The 17,505-nt window shown below is 74.4% G+C and carries 12 protein-coding genes and 3 pseudogenes; 7 read left to right on the top strand and 8 right to left on the bottom strand.

Going from position 1 to position 17,505, the window contains the following annotated elements; all coding sequences use genetic code 11:
* The 4 genes from ACZ7C5_RS19030 to ACZ7C5_RS19015 form a co-directional block, all read left to right on the top strand.
* Window positions 1-971: MSCRAMM family protein (locus ACZ7C5_RS19030; protein ID WP_470323035.1), on the top strand; the 971-nt coding region annotated here is incomplete at its 5' end.
* Window positions 972-1,184: 213 nt separating this feature from the next.
* Window positions 1,185-2,090 carry a hypothetical protein gene (locus ACZ7C5_RS19025; protein WP_470323034.1) on the top strand — a complete coding sequence of 302 codons (906 nt, stop codon included), beginning with the start codon at window positions 1,185-1,187 and terminating at the stop codon, window positions 2,088-2,090.
* A 195-nt stretch (window positions 2,091-2,285) separates the two neighbouring features.
* Window positions 2,286-3,314, top strand: a complete 1,029-nt coding sequence (locus ACZ7C5_RS19020) for a hypothetical protein (RefSeq protein WP_470323033.1) — start codon at window positions 2,286-2,288, stop codon at window positions 3,312-3,314.
* A gap of 370 nt (window positions 3,315-3,684) precedes the next feature.
* On the top strand, window positions 3,685-5,844 hold the full coding sequence (locus tag ACZ7C5_RS19015; protein WP_470323032.1) for a glycoside hydrolase domain-containing protein: 2,160 nt from the start codon (window positions 3,685-3,687) through the stop codon (window positions 5,842-5,844).
* Window positions 5,845-6,055: 211 nt separating this feature from the next.
* On the opposite strand, the gene ACZ7C5_RS19010 is transcribed toward ACZ7C5_RS19015, so the two are convergent.
* Window positions 6,056-6,700 (bottom strand): TetR/AcrR family transcriptional regulator, encoded by a 645-nt coding sequence (locus ACZ7C5_RS19010; protein WP_470323031.1) that lies wholly within the window; start codon window positions 6,698-6,700, stop codon window positions 6,056-6,058.
* A gap of 84 nt (window positions 6,701-6,784) precedes the next feature.
* Between ACZ7C5_RS19010 and ACZ7C5_RS19005 the strand changes: the two are divergent.
* Together ACZ7C5_RS19005 and ACZ7C5_RS19000 are read left to right on the top strand one after the other, a co-directional pair.
* Window positions 6,785-7,383: pseudogene (locus tag ACZ7C5_RS19005) on the top strand (IS5 family transposase); the annotation flags it as partial.
* Window positions 7,384-7,568: 185 nt separating this feature from the next.
* Window positions 7,569-7,664 (top strand): annotated as a pseudogene (locus ACZ7C5_RS19000) (DUF202 domain-containing protein); the annotation flags it as partial.
* Between the two features lie 56 nt (window positions 7,665-7,720).
* Here the strand turns inward: ACZ7C5_RS19000 and ACZ7C5_RS18995 are convergent.
* From ACZ7C5_RS18995 to ACZ7C5_RS18985, 3 genes and pseudogenes are all read right to left on the bottom strand, one after another.
* Window positions 7,721-7,900: pseudogene (locus ACZ7C5_RS18995) on the bottom strand (NUDIX domain-containing protein); the annotation flags it as partial.
* A gap of 350 nt (window positions 7,901-8,250) precedes the next feature.
* Window positions 8,251-8,922: a response regulator transcription factor gene (locus ACZ7C5_RS18990; RefSeq protein ID WP_470323030.1), complete on the bottom strand. Its 672-nt coding sequence runs from the start codon at window positions 8,920-8,922 to the stop codon at window positions 8,251-8,253.
* Window positions 8,919-10,097 (bottom strand): sensor histidine kinase, encoded by a 1,179-nt coding sequence (locus ACZ7C5_RS18985; protein WP_470323029.1) that lies wholly within the window; start codon window positions 10,095-10,097, stop codon window positions 8,919-8,921. Before ACZ7C5_RS18985 ends, ACZ7C5_RS18990 begins: the two co-directional genes overlap by 4 nt.
* A gap of 262 nt (window positions 10,098-10,359) precedes the next feature.
* Here ACZ7C5_RS18985 and ACZ7C5_RS18980 point away from each other — a divergent pair, with 262 nt between their 5' ends.
* Window positions 10,360-11,625 carry an alpha/beta hydrolase family protein gene (locus ACZ7C5_RS18980; protein WP_401086283.1) on the top strand — a complete coding sequence of 422 codons (1,266 nt, stop codon included), beginning with the start codon at window positions 10,360-10,362 and terminating at the stop codon, window positions 11,623-11,625.
* 280 nt (window positions 11,626-11,905) lie between these two features.
* Here ACZ7C5_RS18980 and ACZ7C5_RS18975 read toward each other — a convergent pair whose 3' ends face one another.
* The 4 genes from ACZ7C5_RS18975 to ACZ7C5_RS18960 all read right to left on the bottom strand — a co-directional run bounded on the left by ACZ7C5_RS18975 (window position 11,906) and on the right by ACZ7C5_RS18960 (window position 17,445).
* Window positions 11,906-12,448 (bottom strand): hypothetical protein, encoded by a 543-nt coding sequence (locus tag ACZ7C5_RS18975; protein ID WP_470323028.1) that lies wholly within the window; start codon window positions 12,446-12,448, stop codon window positions 11,906-11,908.
* 322 nt (window positions 12,449-12,770) lie between these two features.
* A complete protein-coding gene (locus ACZ7C5_RS18970; protein WP_470323027.1) occupies window positions 12,771-15,110 on the bottom strand; it encodes a DUF7927 domain-containing protein in 2,340 nt (779 codons plus the stop codon).
* A 153-nt stretch (window positions 15,111-15,263) separates the two neighbouring features.
* A complete protein-coding gene (locus tag ACZ7C5_RS18965; protein WP_401086274.1) occupies window positions 15,264-15,437 on the bottom strand; it encodes a hypothetical protein in 174 nt (57 codons plus the stop codon).
* Window positions 15,438-15,963: 526 nt separating this feature from the next.
* On the bottom strand, window positions 15,964-17,445 hold the full coding sequence (locus ACZ7C5_RS18960; RefSeq protein WP_470323026.1) for an amidase: 1,482 nt from the start codon (window positions 17,443-17,445) through the stop codon (window positions 15,964-15,966).
* Between the last annotated feature and the right edge of the window lie 60 nt (window positions 17,446-17,505).

Raw genomic sequence — 17,505 nt, 5'->3', positions numbered from 1 at the left:
CGGACCTGCCGTTGGGTACCTACTACTGGCAGGAGGTCGCGGCCCCGCCCGGCTACGACCTGCCGGGGCAGACGGTGACCACGGTCGTCCTCGACACCAACGGGCAGAACGTCCAGGTGACGGTCAGGGACACCAAGACCGCTGTCGTGACCGGGTCCACCAGCGTGACGAAGGTGGACTCCGCGACGTCGCAGCCGTTGGCGGGGGCGACGTTCCAGTTGTGGCACGAGACCAACGGGGTCGCGGGCTTGCAGACCACGGGTGCGACCCCGGACACCGCCGTCGGGGCCCCGTGTGTGACCCCGGCGTCGGGTGTCTGTTCGGCGGCGGACCTGCCGTTGGGTACCTACTACTGGCAGGAGGTCGCGGCCCCGCCCGGCTACGACCTGCCGGGGCAGACGGTGACCACGGTCGTCCTCGACACCAACGCGCCGGACGTCCAGGTGACGGTCAGGGACACCAAGACCGCTACCGGGACCGGTTCCACCAGCGTGAAGAAGGTCGATGCCGAGACCGGACACCCCCTGGCGGGGGCGACGTTCCAGCTGTGGCACGAGACCAACGGCGTGCCCGGGCTACAGACCTCCGGGGCGAACCCGGACACCGCGGTGGGCGCTCCGTGTGTGACCCCGGCGTCGGGTGTCTGTTCGGCGGCGGACCTGCCGTTGGGCACCTACTACTGGCAGGAGGTATCCGCACCCGAGGGCTACAGCCTGCCGCAACCCGCGGTGAGCACGGTCGAGTTGACCGACGACTGCCGGTGCGTGGCGATCACGGTCAAGGACAGCAAGTGCCCGCCGCCGCCCTGCCCGCCCACCCCCTGCCCGCCGGACGAGCACCCGTGGGAGCCGGGACACGAGCCCGGGCACGAGCCGGGACACGAGCCTGGGCACCACGAGCCTGGGCACCACGAGCCGCATCCGCACGGACACGGCACACCCGCGACGGACTCGGACGAGGAGCGCGCCTGACCGACCAGCTCCGGCCCGTGAGCCCGTGAGGGCACGACCCTCACCGACGGTGGACGCCGTCGGTGAGGGTCAGCCGTCTGTGCGGCTGGGAGGGCGTACCGGTCCGGATCAGCCCCGTGCCGAGCCGGGAGGCGGCCGTGTCCGGATCGGCGCCCTTTCCGGCCGGCCGCCCGGTGCGCTAAGCCTGTCTCACCCGAACGAGGAGGCGCCCCGATGACCGCGGCTGGGAACGAGCACACACCGGGTACGGCCACGCGGATGACCGGCTTCGACGACATCTACGGCCGGCCGGACCCTCGGTCGTACTTCGAGGTCCTGGGGGCGCTGGAGTACCAGACACCCCATCACGCCCAGCGCGTCTTCCGCGGGCTCCTGGCTCCCGTCGGCCTTCCCGAGGCTCCCCCGCGCCCGGCCGACGGCCGGGGCGACGAGCCGCCGGCCACGGTCCTGGACGTCTGCTGCTCGTACGGCATCAACGCGGCGCTGCTCAACCACAACGTGACGATGGAGGAGTTGCACGACCGCTACACCTCACCGGGGGTGGCCCGCCTGACGACCGCCGAACTGATCGCCTCGGACCGGGAGTTCTACGCGGCGCGCCGTCGTCCGGACGCCGTACCCGTCATCGGCCTCGACATCTCCGCGCCGGCCGTCGGCTACGGTCGCGCCGCCGGTCTGCTCGATGCCGGGTTCGTCGAGAACCTGGAAACCGCCCCGCCCAGCCGGGAGTTGCACCGGGCCACCCGCGGCACCCGGCTGATCACCCTGACCGGCGGGGCGAGCTTCCTGTCCGCCCGGACCTTCCGTCCGCTGCTGGAGGGCAGGCAGCAGCCGCCATGGGTGGCGGCCTTCGTCCTGCGGACGGGCTCCTACCGGAACGTCTCCGACGGACTGGCCGCGCTGGGCCTGACCACGGAGAGGGACACCGCCCGCACCTATCCGCAGCGCCGCTTCACCGGCCCCGACGAGCAGGCGTACGCCGTCGCGGCCGTGTCGGCGGCCGGCGACGATCCCCGCGGCAAGGAGACCGAGGGTCTCTTCCACACGGCCCTGCACCTCACCCGGCCCGCCGCCCAGGCGGTCGACCGCCCGCTGCACGCCCTGCTGCGAGACGGGTGAGCCCGCCGCCGCGCGCGACGGGGGCCCACGCGCCCCACGCGTCCCACTTTCGTCAACTCCCGTGGGCGGCGTACACCCGGTCGAGTTCGGAACGCCGTGTCAGCGGGCGGCGGGCGCGGCGGCCGTGTGAGGATCGGCGCGGCCGTGCAGGTGCGTACCGCCGCCGGCCGGAGACGACGTACGGAGGGATGCGGCATGGACCCGACGGACCGCCTGACGATCAGACACCCTCGACCGCCTGGCCTGGACACCCTCCACTACACCGCGCGCAGCGGCCTCGACGCCGTTCCCGATCCCCGGCACCGCGGCATGGTCGCCGGCGTCCTGGACTCGGGCCTGGTCGACGGGATGATCGCCTTCACCGAACCCTTCGATCCGCCCGTCGACCTCGCCCAGGCCCGCGCCGACGCCCGGTTGCTCACCGCCGAGTTCGCGGCGTTCGGTGTCACGGTCCCCCCGGCCACCACGGACCACATCACGCTGATGCGCGCCCTCATGGTGCCCGTCGCCGACGACGCCCTCGCGCTCGCCCTCGACCGCATCTGGGTGTTCACCACCAACACCGACGACGTGTGCTGCCACGACCGGGCGGAGGCCGAGGTCATCCTGCGGGCCGGCATGCTGCCCGAGCCGGGCGCGTCCTCGCCGAACGCGCGGTACATCCGGCACATGTTCGGTGAGGTCGCGCGGCACTGCGATCCGACCTTCCTCGCCGTCTTCAGGACCTTCTTCTACAACGCGATCACCGGCGTCCTGATGGAGTCGGAGTTCACACCGGAGGCGTCCGACGAGGTCGACAGCGACTTCGTCCGCGTCTTCAACGGGTTCTCCCAGTTCTGGTTCACCTCGCTCCAGTTCACAGACCCCTGTCTGAGCGCCACCCGCCACCGGGCCTTCTGGACGGCGGCGCTGAGCTCCTGCGTCGCCTTCCTCAACGACGTCAACGACGTCCTGTCCTTCTACAAGGAGGCCGTGCACGGTGAGGACTTCACCGCCAGCCGGATCCACCGCCGCGCGGTGAGCGAGAACATCCCCTACCTCGCCGCCTACCGCCGGAGCCTCGACAGCGGTCTCGCCGCCTACCGCCGTGTGCTCGGCCTCGCCACCGACGAGCAACGCCCGCACCTCGAACGCTACATGACGGCCTTCGCCTACTGGCACTTCCACTGCCGTCGCTACCGCTGGCAGGACGTCTACCCCGGACTGACGCCGATCGACGGCTGATCCGGCGGGCGGGCGGGACCGCCACCGCCTGCACCGGACCGGGACGACCGCCGAGGCCCGCCCCTTCCTCCACGTCGTCGTGGCCCTGCTCGACACGCCGCACCCGGTGACGACGGTGCGGCCCGTCGCGCCGGCGAAGCGGCGGGGCCTGTTCCGCCGCTGAGGAACGCGGCCCCGGGCCCGGGGGCCGGACCTGACGACGGGTCACGGGCAGCGGTCCGCCTCGTTCGCCGGCCCCTGCGGCACGACGCCCGCTGCCGGCCGGCCCGCCGCGCGGCGGGCGTGGATAGGGTGGCCGCCGACGCCGCGCGGCCGACTCCTCGGCGCGCGGCCTTCCGTCATGTCAGGAGAGATCTGGGTGAAGACCCGTATGACAGCGCTCCGGAGCGCCGCGGCCGTCGCGACGGCCGTGCTCACGGCGGTTGCCGCCGCCACCGGCTCCGCCGCGGCCGCTCCCGCCGGAAGTCCGGACACCAAGGCGGTGACGTACCAGGGCCGCGTCTTCCACGTGCCCGCGGCCTGGCCGGTGGTGGATCTGACCGCGGACCCGAAGACCTGTGTCCGTTTCGACCGGCACGCGGTGTACCTCGGTCACCCGGGCGAGCAGCAGGTCTGTCCGCCGCGGCTGGTCGGCCGCACCGAGGCCCTGCTGGTCGAGCCCGCCGCCGGCGCCGCACCGGACCAGGAGGGTTCCAGCCCCGTCGCGCACGTGATCCGGGCGAACGACGGCGTCGTCGCGGTGACCGGGACGTACGACACGGACCAGCCGCTGGTGCGGCGGATCGTCACCGGCGCCGGGCTCACCCCCGCGCCGGCGCACCTGCCGGAGCCGGCGCCCGCCGGTGCCGGGACGGCCGTCGCGCCGCGGTCCACCGCCGCCGCGGCAGCGCCGTCCGGCCAGGCCGCTGCGGCGTCGATACCCGTGTCGGCGACGAACCACACCGGCAAGGGGTTCGACGCCTGCACGGCGCCCTCCGGCGCGGCGATGAACGCGTGGATGACCTCCTCCCCGTACCGGGCGGTCGGCGTCTACATCGGCGGCGCCAAGCGGGCCTGTGCCCAACCGAACCTGACGGCCTCCTGGGTCCAGCAGCAGCAGGCCGCGGGCTGGGCCTTCATGCCGCTGTACGTCGGCGTGCAGGCCTCGTCGATCGTCTCGCCCGCCACCGAGGGCGCCGGCGCCGCCGACGACGCGGTGAGCCAGGCCAGGGCCCTCGGCTTCGGTCCCGGCGCGGTCCTCTACTACGACATGGAGGACTACGCCCCGCAGTACTCGGGCGCGGTGCTCGCCTTCCTGACCGCGTGGACCAACGAACTGCACGCCTGGGGTTACAACTCCGGCGTCTACAGCAGTTCCTCGTCCGGCATGAAGGACCTGGCCGCCAACGTCGGCAACGGCGCCTACACCATGCCCGACGCCGTCTTCAGCGCCAACTGGAACGGCCGCGAGGACACCGCGGACCCGGCGATACCGGCCGGCTACTGGTCAGCCCACCAGCGCGCCCACCAGTACGCCTCGCCGCAGAACCCGGAGACCTGGGGCGGCTTCTCGATAGGCATAGACCAGGACTACCTCGACATCCAGCTCACCGGGATCCCGCGGCCCCAGTCCTCCGCGTTCTTCCTGGGCGTGCGCCAGAGCACGGGCGCCTGGCCCGGCTTCGGCCCGCTGACGGGCGGGGCGGGCCTGTTCCGCGGCTCGGAGGCCGCGATCGCCGGACTGCCGGGAGGCTCCTCGCAGGAACTGGGCATCGGCCTGGACGGCCGGCTCTACCACGGGGTCCGGGCCGCGAACGGCGGCTGGAGCGGCTTCGCCGCGCTCCCCGCTGACGGCATGCCGACCACGCAGGCCCGCCGGGCCGGCATCGCGGGCCTGCCGGACGGCTCCTCGCAGGTGGTGGCGATCGGCAGCGACGGCAACGTCTACCACGAGACCCGTTTCGCCGACGGCAGTTGGAGCGGTTTCGCTCCGCTTCCCGGGGTCGGCACCCCGACCATGGCGGCCGGGGACGTCGCCATCGCGGGCCTGCCGGACGGGTCCACCCAGCTGCTGGCGATCGGCAACGACGGCAACGTCTACCACAAGACCCGTTTCGCCAACGGCAGTTGGAGCGGTTTCGCCGCGCTCCCCGGCGTCGGCACGCCGACCATGGCGGCCGGCCGGGTGGCCATCGCGGGCCTGCCGGACGGCTCCACCCAGGTGCTGGCGATCGGCAACGACGGCAACGTCTACCACAAGACCCGTTTCGCCAATGGCAGTTGGAGCGGCTTCGCCGCGCTCCCCGGCGTCGGTACGCCGACCATGGCCGCGCGGACGGTCGGCATCGCCGGCCTGCCGGACGGTTCGTCCCAGGTGGCGGTGATCGGCAACGACGGCAACCTCTACCACGAGACCCGCTTCGGCACCGGCAACTGGTCCGGCTTCACCGCCGTCCAGGGCCCGGCGGGCGTGAGCACCTTCCCGGCCCAGCGCGTCGCCATCGCGGGCCTGCCGGACGGTTCCAGCCAGCTCGTGGCCACCCGGAGCTGACCGGGCACGCCCCGGCACGCCCCGGCACCAGGCGCCCCCGTCCCCGGTACTTGCGGGGGGCGGGGGCGTTTGCCGTCGTTCCGGCGGGAGGCAGGGGGCGCCGGCTACCGCCCGGGGCCCTCGTGCGACCGACCCGCGGCGGTGAGCTCCCGCCCCGGCATCCGCCCGTCATCCGCGCCCCGTCATCCGCGCTCCGTCATCCGCCGTCCCGTCATCCGCCGTTCCGCGCCTCCGAGGGGGAGTCGCCGGTGAGGCCGGCGACCATCCGGGCGTAGGCGCGTTCAGCGCGCTCGTCGAGTTCGTCGAGCGGGATGCCGGTGCCACGGGCGTACGCCTCGCGGAAGATCACGTAGCCGACCAGGGTGGCGGCGGCCATGACGTGGGCCGCCACCGGGTCGCTGTCGGGCGGCAGCGCGCCCTCGCGGCGGTCGCGCTCCAGGCTGCGGCGGGTCTGGGCGAACCGGGGCAGCGGGTTGACGCCCTCGTCGCCGTCGAGGGCGAGCAGGGCCTCCAGCCGGACGACCTCGGGCTCGGCGATCCGGTGCCGGAACATCTCGGCCCGGCGCTCGGCGAACGGCAGGTCCCAGAACCCGGCCTCCCGTTCGGCCACCTGACGGTCCACCAGGTCGGCCACCGAGGCGCGCAGCAGGGCCTGGCGGCTGCCGTAGTACTGGTAGATCTGCCCGTGGTTGACCCCCGCCTCGGTCGCGATCTCCCGCAGGTTCACGCCCGTGAGCACGCCGTCGCGCTGCAACAGCCGGCGCGCCGCGTCGAGCAGGTCGGCCTCGGTCTCCTGCCGGCTGCGGCGCCGTCGCCGCGGTCGGCCGGTGTCGTTCACGTCCGGCTTCTGGTCCATGGGTCGGGCTGTCTCCGTTCACCGCGATCTGCTCCCGGGGTCTTGCCCCCGTGCGGGGCCTGGCCGTGTTTCATAATTGATCTTGTGGTGGGTCGAGGAGAGATAATGGATGCTGCGTGGGCTCGGATTGAGCCGTTGCTGCCGCAGCGGGACGGTGCTGGGCGTCCTTGGCGGGATCACCGCCAGGTGGTGAACGGGGTTCTGTGGCGGTTGCGCACGGGTGCCCCGTGGCGTGACCTGCCCGAACGGTACGGGCCGTGGCAGACCGTCTACCGGCGCTTCGCCCAATGGGAGAAGGACGGCACGTGGGCCGCGCTTCTGCAGGAGGTTCAGGTCCGCAACGACTCGGTGGGGACCGTGGAGTGGACGGTCTCGATCGACTCCACCGCCGCGAGGGCCCACCAGCACGCGGCCGGTGCCCGCAAAAAGGGGATCAGCCCGAGGACGAATCGGATGATCCGGCAGCAGTTGCGCGCCGCGAGGCGCTCGGCAGGTCCCGGGGCGGGCTGACAACCAAGATCCATCTGGCGGTCGACGGTCGGGGCCTGCCGCTGTCGATCGTGCTGAGTTCCGGCAACACGGCCGACTGCACGATGTTGCCCGCCGTCCTCGATGCCATCAGTGTCCCGCGCGTGGGACCCGGGCGTCCGAGGACCAGGCCCGACCGGGTCGTGGCGGACAAGGTGCTCGGTGCCGGGCTGGCGGTGGTGGGGGCTCTGCTGTGCACGACGGCCTACTTCCGGTGGCGTTCGGTCCAGCGGGCGATGCGCCACCGGCGGCCGTTGCCGCCGAGCCGGCTGCTGCCGGTGCTGGCCACGGGTGCCGCGCTGACCGGCCTCGGCCTGCTTCTGCTGATCGTGCGGGCGGCATGACCCCGGGCGATCCCGGGCTCCAGCCCGAACGCACCACCCTCGCAGGCCGCCGCACCGCACTCTCGGCGCTGGTCACGGCCGTCCTGGCGCTGCGCGGCGCTCTCGCCCACCGGGCCCCGGCCGTGACGTCGCAGACGTACAGCAGGGGGCCGACCTCGATGTCGAGCCCGGTCTCCTCCAGCATCTCCCGGCGCAGCGCCCCGGCCAGGGTCTCGCCGCCCTCGACCTTCCCGCCGGGCAGGGACCACCTCCGAGGCCCCTCGGTGTCCTGGTCCAGCAGCAGCATCCGGCCGCGCCGCACGGCGATGCCCGTCACACGTGTATGCATCCGCGCACCGTACCGCCTCCCAACAGCGGGGGGAGAACGGTCCGTTGAAGAGTTCCACCAGCCCCGTGGTGATCGTCGCCGGTGGGCGGTCACCCGGCCGGCCGACTCCTCGCGGACGCTGCCCGAGGAGTTCCCCCGGTCGGGGGACCTCCCTGCCCGGCGATCCCGGACACCGCGTCGAACCGCCTTCCAGGTCGGAGGGGATTCCCGGCACGAGCCATCGGGTTCGCGGGCGGCCCCTTCGACTGCCCGCTCTCCAGCCGCTTCGACGAGAACGACGCCGTCGCCATCTCCTGGACCGCCGTCGACCTCGCCCGAGCCGCCGGCCCCCGCCCGGCGGCCGCCCGCGCCTACCCCGGTCCGACCAGCCCGCACTCGTACGCGAAGATCACCGCCTGTACCCGGTCCCGCAGATCCAGCTTGGCCATGACCCGGCCGAGATGCTTCTTCACCGTGGGCTCCGCGAGACCGAGGGCGGCGGCGAGTTCCGTGTTGGTCAGGCCGCGGGCGGTGCCCAGCAGGACCTCCCGCTCGCGCGCGGTCAGCGCGCGCAGCCGCTCCGCGTCGCCCCCGCCACCGTCGCCCCCGGCGGCGGGGAGCCGGTGCGCGAAGCGGTCCAGCAGCCGCCGGGTCACCCGGGGGGAGACCACGGCGTCCCCCCGGGCCACGTCGCGGATCGCCCCCAGCAGCTCCTCCGGCCGGCTGTTCTTCAGCAGGAAGCCGGATGCCCCGGCCCGCAGCGCGTCGAAGGTGTACGCGTCCAGGTCGAAGGTGGTGAGCACCAGCACCCGCGTCCCGGGCACCTCGCGCAGCAGCCGCCGGGTCGCCTCGATGCCGTCGGTGCCGGGCATCCGGACGTCCATCAGCACCACGTCCGGCCGCAGCCGCCGCGCCAGCTCCACCGCCGCCGCCCCGTCGGCCGCCTCCCCGACCGGCTCCATGTCCGGCTCGGCGCGCAGGATCATGCCGAACGCCAGCCGCAGCAGCTCCTCGTCGTCCACCAGCAGCACCCGGACGCTCACGGCGCGCCCCCGGGATCCAGCCGTACGAAGACCCGCCAGCCGCCGCCCGGCCGCGGGCCCGCCTCCAACACCCCGCCGAAGGCCGCGGCGCGCTCCCGCATCCCCGCGAGACCCCGCCCGGACCCGGCGGATCCCGGTCGCCCGGTCCCTGCGGCCCGCCCGTCGTCGGTCACCTCGACCGTGACCGCCCCCGGCGCGCAGGACACCCGCACCTCGGCGCGCGCCCCCTCCGGCGCGTGGCGCAGCGCGTTGGCCAGCGACTCCTGGACGAGCCGGTGCACCGTCAGCTGCGCCGCGGCCGGCACCCCGGCGGCCTCGCCGTCCACCCGCAGCCGGGTCACGAGGCCTGCCGCCTCCGTCCGTTCGCACAGCGCCCCGAGCTGCCCGATCCCCGGTGGCGAGCGCCGGTCGTCCCCGGGCCCCGCGTCGGGACCGGCGTCCTGGAGCAGGCCCAGCGCCCGCCGCATGTCGGTCAGCGCCTGCCGCCCGGTCTCCGCGATCCGGGCCGTCACAGCGGAGGCGTCGGCCGGCCGCGCGTGCCCGAGCGCGTCCGCCAGCGCCACCACCACCGACAGGCCGTGCGTCACGCTGTCGTGCAACTCCCGCGCGATCCGGGCGCGTTCCTCCTCCACCGCCCGACGCTCCCGCTCGTCGCGGTCCCGTTCCAGCCGCGCCAGCCGCTCCGCCCGCGCGGCCCGCCGGATCCGGGCGTTGGCCCCGAGCAGCGCGCTCGCGGCAACCGCCGCCGTCATCGCGGCGGCCGAGGCGAGGAACCGGCCCTCGGGCGCCCAGCGCGCCGCCGCCGGCACCGTCCCGGCCACCGCCACCAGAGCCGCCGCCCACGCCGACCGGTACGGCGCCCGCGCGGTCACCGTCCCGAGGGCGACCAGCAACGCCGCGTCGGCCGGCAGCTGAACACCCAGCAGCCACTGCGCGAGCGCCGCGGCGGCGATCACCACGAACGCGGCCCGGGGCGCCCGCCGCCGCCACACCAACGGCAGCACCAGAGCGGTCTGCAACGCGAAGCCCGTACCGTCCGCCACCCGCCCCGGCCCGAGCGTCACCAGGAACAGGGCCGCCGCGAGCGCGGCGTCCGCCACCAGGGGCGGCACCCGCCCCGGCAGCCAGGCGAGGGCGCCCGGCGGGCCCGTCCGTACCGCGCCGGTCTCGGCCATCGTGTCCGTCCTCGCGTCCGCGTCGTCCGGCGTCCTCGCCGGAGCCCCACGGTAGGGCCCCCGCGCCCGCTGAGGCGTCCGCCCAGCGGCGGAGACCGGGGGAGACCCCGGAACACCGGGGGCTCCTCCGCGCGGAGGAGCGGACGCGCCCCGGGGCGACCCGCGCCCACCTGCGGGATCGTCCCCCGGCAGGGCGCCCCGCACCCCCGGCGGCGGAATCCTGGTGGCGACCCCGTATCCGCACTGCCCGAGGAGCCCGCCCATGCCCCCGACCCGCCGCGCCCTGCTCGGCACGCTCGGCGCCGCCGCGCTCGCCACCGTGGCCGCCGCCCCCGCCTTCGCCGCGGAAAGCCGCCCCGCCACCCCGGCCGGGGGACACGGCCCCGCGCACGCCCCCGGCGCCCCCGTCCCACTGCGCCTGCCCGCGCCCACCGGGCCCTGGCCCGTGGGCACCGTCGCGCTGCACCTGGTCGACGACAGCCGCCCCGACCCCCTCCTGCCCGCCAAGCCCTACCGGGAGCTCATGGCCGGCCTCTGGTACCCGGCGGAACCCGGCGCCGGGCATCCGACGGCCCCCTGGCTGTCCCCGGCCGCGGCGGCCGACTGGGACGCGCACTCCGCACCGGCCCTCGGTGTCCCCGCCGGTGCCGCCGACTGGCGGGGGATCAGGACCCACGCCCGCACCGGCGCGCCCGTCGCCCGCCGCGCCGGCCGGCTGCCCGTGGTGCTGTTCTCCTCCGGCGACGGCGGCTCGCGCGCCCTCGGCACCACCCTGGCCGAGGAACTGGCGAGCCGCGGCCACCTCGTCGTCGCCCTCGACTCCACGTACGAGGCCGAACAGGTCGAGTTCCCCGGCGGCCGGGTCGAACGCGCCCTCCCGCTTCCCGACGACCTCACCCCGGAGGTCATCGCCGCCCTCCTCGCCGGGCACTCACGGGCCCGCCTCGCCGACGCCCGCTTCGTCCTCGGCGCACTCGACCGGCTCGCCCGCGGGGACCGCCCCGACAGCGGCACCGGCCCACTCCCGGACGGGCTCGCCGAAGCCGCCGACCCGGCCAGGACCGGCGTGCTGGGGCAGTCCCTCGGCGGCTCCGTCGCCGCCGAGCTCGCCCACGACGAGACCCGCGTCCGCGCGGCGGCCGACCTCGACGGCGCCCTCCTCGGACCCGTCGCCGACAGCGGCCTCGCCAAGCCCTTCCTGCTGATGGCCTCCGGTACGAAGACCCTGCGCACCGAACCGAGTTGGGCTTCCTTCTGGGCCGCGTCCACCGGCCCCCGGCACGCCCTGCGGCTGCGGAACGCCGCCCACGGCTCGTACACCGACCTCCAGGTCCTCCTGCCCCAGCTCGTCCGCCGCCTCCCGGTCCCCGACGCGGCCGGACTCATCGGCACCGTCGACCCCCGGCGCTCCCTGGCCGCCCAGCGCACCGCCGTCGCCGCCTTCTTCGCGCGGTACCTGACGGGGCGGCCCACCGGCTTCCTCGACCGGCCCGGCGACGACTGGCCGGAGCTGGAGGTGCTGCGCTGAACCGGCCCGCCCGGCACCCCTCGTGGCGCCGGGCAGGCCGGCCGTCCGACCGGTAGCGCGGCGCGCGCGGAGCGGGCCGAGACACCGAGCCGGCACGATCGAAGGACGGACGGACCCCCTGTGCGCTGGTGTGCCCCGCCACCTGATCGGACCCTGACTCGGCGGTACCGCCGGGGTGTCACGACCCGGTGGACATCGACCGGATGCCGTCGGAAGCGTCAGTGCCCGCAGTCGTCGGGGCGGCTGGTGCGCCGCCCGTCCCTTGCCGCCGGTCAGGGTCTCAGCTGTACGGGCTCCAGCGTCCGAAGCGGCCCAGCAGCCGACGGGCGCCGTCCTCGTTCAGGCCGAGCGCGGCGGAGGTCTCCTCCAGGCTCAGGTCTCGCCGGGCATCGTGGGCGGGCCAGTAGGCAGTACGCTCCGCCGTCACCTCCAGCATCCTGGCGGCCCTCAGTGCCGCCAGCGGGGAGTCCTTCCCCAACGTCTCGATCCCGTCGGCCAGGCGGCGCAGCAGTTCGTTGATCTCCTCCGGCAGGGCCACAGCGGACCTCTCCACCTCGGCGGCGTGCCCGTCCCACTCCTCCTCGCACTCCGTCGCCAGGTCCACGGCCGCTTCGCCGAGGGTCTGTTCGCCGAACCGGTCCCAGTCGAGGGCGCGCGCGGCGCCGGTCCAGCCGCAGGAGCACACGGCGCGCAGGGCGTGGGCCCGCGGGCGCAGGCCGGCGCTGCCGTCGTACACGGTCCACTGCGTGGTTACCCGCCCGGCCCCGTGCTCCGTCAGGATCAGGTACGCGGGTTCGGGAACGGTGCCGTCGGGCAGGAGCACGCCGACGGCGCCTTCGTGTGAGTCCCCGAACTCGTCCGTCGTCCACGTTTCCCGCTCGCCCACGGTGTCCCTCCGGGATCCGGCCGTCCTGAGCACCCGTCCGCCGGGGCGCGGGACCGACGATGCCGCAGGAGACGTCCATGTGTCAGCGGAACGAGGAAAGACCAGCTTTCCGTGTCCGGCGCCGCGGGGTGGTTGCCCGGCCGACGCGTGCTGCTCGGCCTCGTGTGCCGCGTGCTCGCCGCCCGTTCCTCCTGTCCGAGCCCGCGTGCGGCCCCACCGACAACTGCGGTGGGGCCGCCTTCATTTCAGGAGCGGGGCGTCAGTGCCGGTGACTCCGACGGCGGGAGGCGAGGACGAGGGCCGCGCCGCCGAGGACGACGGCGGCGCCGATGCCGCCGATCAGCGCGACCTGGCTGCCCGTCGCGGCGAGGCCGCCGCCGCCGCTGCTGCCGGCGCCGGCGCCCGGCGGCTGCGTGCCGGTGGGCTCCGGGTGGGAGCTGGGGCTGTCGGTCGGCGTCGCCGTCGCGGTTGCCGTCGCCGAGGAGGAGGACGAGGGCGAGGGCGAGGACGTCGGGGACGGCGTGGACGTGGTCACCGTCACCGTGGCGGTGCACTCGCCGGCGGTCGAGCCGGCCGGGCAGTTGCCGCCGGGCCGGTCGGACACCACCGTGTTGCGCAGCGTGTGGTCCCCGGCGGCCGGGTCCTTCACCTTCACCGTGTACGTCACCCGGGCGCTGCCGCCGACCGGCAGGTCGCCGGTCCAGCCGAGCACCGGCTGGGTGTAGGACACCTTGCCGGAGGTGGCGGTGGCATCACCGTTGTACGTGGCGTCGTCGAGGACGGCGCTCAGGTCGTCGGTGACGTTCAGTCCGGTGATCGGCGCGTTCCCGGTGTTGGTGATGTCCACCTGGTACTTCACGGTGTCACCGGGCAGGGCCTGGGCCTTGTCGGAGGTCTTGGCGAGCCGGTAGCCGGCGTGCTCGGAGACGGTGTTGCGCACGGTGTTGCTGGTGCGCTGCTGGTCGCGGCCGGTCTGGGCGCCGCGGTAGGCGAGCGAGGAGGTGTTGTCGAGCTTGGTGCCCGGCGCGAGCCCGGCGTCGACCCGGGCGCGGAAGGAGAGGGTGGTCTCGGCGCCCGGCGCGAGGTCGGCGGCGGTGCAGGTGACGTCGCGTCCGGCGGCGGTGCAGCCGGGGCCGGAGCCGTCGACGTAGCTGGTGCCGGCGGGCAGCACGTCGGTCAGGGTGACGCCGGTGGCGGTGTCGAGGTCGGCGGTGCTGCCGTCCTTGTGCCGGTTGGCGACGGTGAAGGTGTAGGTGATCTCGGCGCCGGGGTCGACGGTGCCGGGCGGGTTGTTCGTGGTGGAGCCGGCCGGGTTGTTGGCCTTGGTGATCTGCAGATCCGGTTCGAGTGCGTCGACGGCGAGCCAGGCCGCCTGCGGGTGCAGTGCGTCGCCCGCGCCGTTGATCCGGAGCACGGCCTGGGTGCTGCCGGCGGGGATCTTGCCGGTGACGTCGATCATCCGGGCGTCGTAGCCGTAGTTGTTGACCGGCGCGGGGGAGCGGGTCGTGATGTTGGTGCCCGTCCCGTTCGCCGTGACGTTGTCGATCCGGCCGGCGAAGGCGTTGTCGGTGACGGCGCCGGCGGGGCCGGGCATCGGCAGCAGCGTCAGGTTGTCGGTCGAGGAACCGACCAGCAGCTGGTCGCCCTGGATCGGCACGTCGCCGTCGCCGACGGTGACCCCCATGGTGGCCCGCGGGGCCGTGGCGGGCGTGTGGATGCCGGAGAGGGTGAGCGTCGCCAGGTTGTCGGGGTGGCGCAGCAGCTGGAAGCCGTCCCAGACCTGGAGGTAGCGCAGCGGCTCCGCCTGGTTCTCGTAGGCCACCACCAGCGACCAGCCGCCCCAGCAGCCCACGTTGTTGCCGCCGAAGTTCTGCGCGGAGGAACGTCCGGCGCACGCCTGGATGTCCGCGACGGTGTAGTTGCCCGGGCCGGCGGCCTTCACCTGGGCGGTGACGTCCTTCACGCCGGCCCCGGCCAGCAGCGGCTCCGGCGGGTTGCCGCCGACCTGCTGGTCGAACCAGTCGTAGGTGTCGGCGGTGAGCTGCTCGTAGGAGGAGCCGCCCGGGACCTTCCAGGACACCGTGTTGCCGGTGTCGATGTCCCCGGAGGTGCCGCCCGCGGTGCTGGTGTTGGTCGGGTTGAACTGCCAGTACAGGCGGGCCGACAGCACCTGGGCCCCGGCCGGGATCACCAGCTGCGCGGAGGACGCGTTGTTGCCGGGAGCGTTCGGGTCGGTCTTCACGTACTTGGTGCGGCCGTTGTTGGTGCCCTCGGTGTCGTTGCAGACCGAGCCGTCGCTGTCGTCGCAGGTCAGCACCGAGTTGGACGCCATGGTGAGGTTGCCGTGCGCGAGCAGGTCCACCGTCGGGGCCGGGCCGATCGGCCGCTGGGCGCCGGTCCCCCGAGCGGCCTTGCCCGCCGGGGTCTTGTCCGCGCTCGTGGCGGCCGACGCTGACGGGGCGACGAGTGCCGTGGCCAGGGCGAACGCGAGCGCCGAGGCGGCGAGGACCCCGAGGACCACCCTGCCGGGCAGGCGCCGGGACCGGCGTTCGGCTGCCGGGTGTTCCCCGCCGGCGGCGGATGGTATGCGGTCTCTCATGGGGGACTCCAGGAGTTGTTCGAGGGTTCAGGAGGGGTGAGGGTGCACCCCCCTGGGAGGAATCGTGATGGTACGTCCGGATTCGACCGGGCCAAATAATATGTCACATTCCTTTGTTCATTGCTCAACAGTTTTCGCCGCGGCCACTTGTGGTCACTTGTGCTCCATGAGGTGCACGTCGGACCGGTGCGGGGCGAGGGTCTCGCCGCGGCGGGTGCCGGTGCCGAGCATGACCTCGAACAGGTCGGTGAGCTGATCCGCGTGGTGATCGGCGCCATGGCCGTCGTCGACGGCGGCGCGTTCGTCGTCGGTCAGCGGGACGGACATGGCCGACTTCCGCAAGTTGCTTTCGGCTTACAGGAGTTGGGATCGCATGCGTCCTGGTCTCGCTGCGGGACGCGCTGCGGCGCCGGGAGATCCGGGTGGTCGGCGCGAGCCGATGGCGCGACCCGGAGGGCGACCTGCCGCAGGACTTCGAGGACAACCGGGACGTGCACCACGGCGCGATCCGTCAGCCGCTGGATCCGGGCGAGTTCACCGGCACCCTGCGGGTGAGGCTCCGAGTGGCCCTGACCCGGTTCGATGCCGCGCTGGAGGAGGGCCCGACCGGCGGGGTGGAGATCGTCCGCAGGCGCGGCGGGGTTCGGCGGGGCGGTTCTGCGCGCCGGTCAGGTGGCCGAGGCGGTCGGGGGCCTGGTGGAGGCGGGCGGACCCGCGGTGGTCGAAGCGGTGGTTCCCCCTCCGGGAGAGCGCCGCGCGGCCGCGTCGGGCGCGCCCGGAGAGGGTGGGCCGCCCCGCACGAACCCGTGCGGGGCGGCCCCGGGCGGCACCAGCGCCGCGGCGGTCGCCGCTGTCAGCGGGGCCCGGTCCCGGCTGAGGCCTGGTCGCGCGCGGCGGCCGGACGGTGGTCCGGGGTGTAGGCCCAGGGGCGGAGGTGCTCCAGGGCCTTGCCGATCCTGAAGACGGTCGGGTCGTCGTAGGTGTGGCCGACGATCTGGACGCCTGTTGGCACGCCCCAACTGGATCGGCCGCTCGGGACGTTGAGGACGGGGCAGCGGTTGTTGATGTTGAAGGGGGCTGTCATGCACGCCCACAGGGGCTCGCCGTGGTCCTCGCCGTTCACCACCAGGCGGTCCAGGAGGTCGTCTCCGGCGGGCAGGCCCGGGACGGCTGTGGTGGGGCAGATCAGGGCGTCGAAGGGCGCCATCGCCTCACCGAGTTCGCGCTGCATCCTGGTCTCGACGCGCAGGCCGTCGAGGTAGCTGACGCGCTCGCGGGCGATCGCCATGGTGTCCGCGAAGGCCACCGCGTAGGCCGACATCCGGTCGCGGTGCTCGGCCTCGATCTCGGAGACGAGGGCTCCGAAGATGGAGGAGAAGTGCGCCGCGAGGCTGAGGAGGAGGTCGTCCTTGGTCCAGGGCAGTTCGATCTCCTCGACGACCGCGCCGGCGTCGGTGAGGGCGCGGGCGACGGCGCGGGTGTCGGCCTCGATCTCCGGGTGGACGTCGTACGCGCCGAGGCGCAGGCACAGCGCCACGCGCATCCCCGCGACCGTGTCGTACTCGGTCGGCAGGACGAGCTTCGGGCGCAGCGACACGTGGTCGCGCGGGTCGGGGCCGGCCAGGACGTTGGCGAACGCGACGCAGTCGTCCACGGTCCGCGCCATCGGGCCGTCGCCGCGGTAGTGGTCTGCGGAGAGCGGGGCGACGCCGGGGATCCGGCCGTAGGGGGCCTTGAACCCGACGGTGCCGGTGAAGGCCGCGGGGATCCGGGTGGAGCCGCCGATGTCGGAGGCGGAGGCGAGGAGCGCGGTGCCGGCCGCGAGTGAGGCGCCCGCGCCGCCGGACGAGCCGCCGGGGGTGAATTCGGGGTTCCAGGGGTTGCGGGTGACGCCCCACAGGCGGCTGTGGGTGAAGGTGGCGATGGAGAACTCGGGGGTGGCGGTGCGGGCGTGGATGATGCCGCCGGCCTCCAGGATGCGGTCGACCACCGGGGCGTTCTCGGTCGCCGTGGTGCCGACGTTGACGAGCGAGCCCTCGGTGAGGGAGCGCCCGGCGATGGCGTGCTTCTCCTTCGTCGCGACCGGGATGCCCTCCAGCGGGCGCGGCGCCAGGCCGCCCTTGCCGAGGAAGCGGTCCTCGGCGTGCCGGGCCTGTTCGAGCGCCTCGTCGAAGAGCCGCTCGGTGAAGGCGTTGACGACCGGCTCGGTCTGCTCGGCGCGGTCGATCACCGCGCGCATCAGCTCCACCGGGGACAGCTCGCGGGCCATGAACAGGCGTCGGGCTTCGGTGGCGCTGAGGTAGGCGAGGTCGGATCCGGAGTCGTACACGTTCATGCGGAGGCCTTTCCGGAAAGCCGGGGCAGGGGGGGAGGGAGAGGGAGAGCAGGACGTGCG

The organism is Kitasatospora sp. NPDC036993 (genome assembly GCF_055607525.1).
The sequence above is the reverse complement of the archived record's forward strand: the minus strand, read 5'-3'. Positions and strand labels throughout refer to the sequence as shown.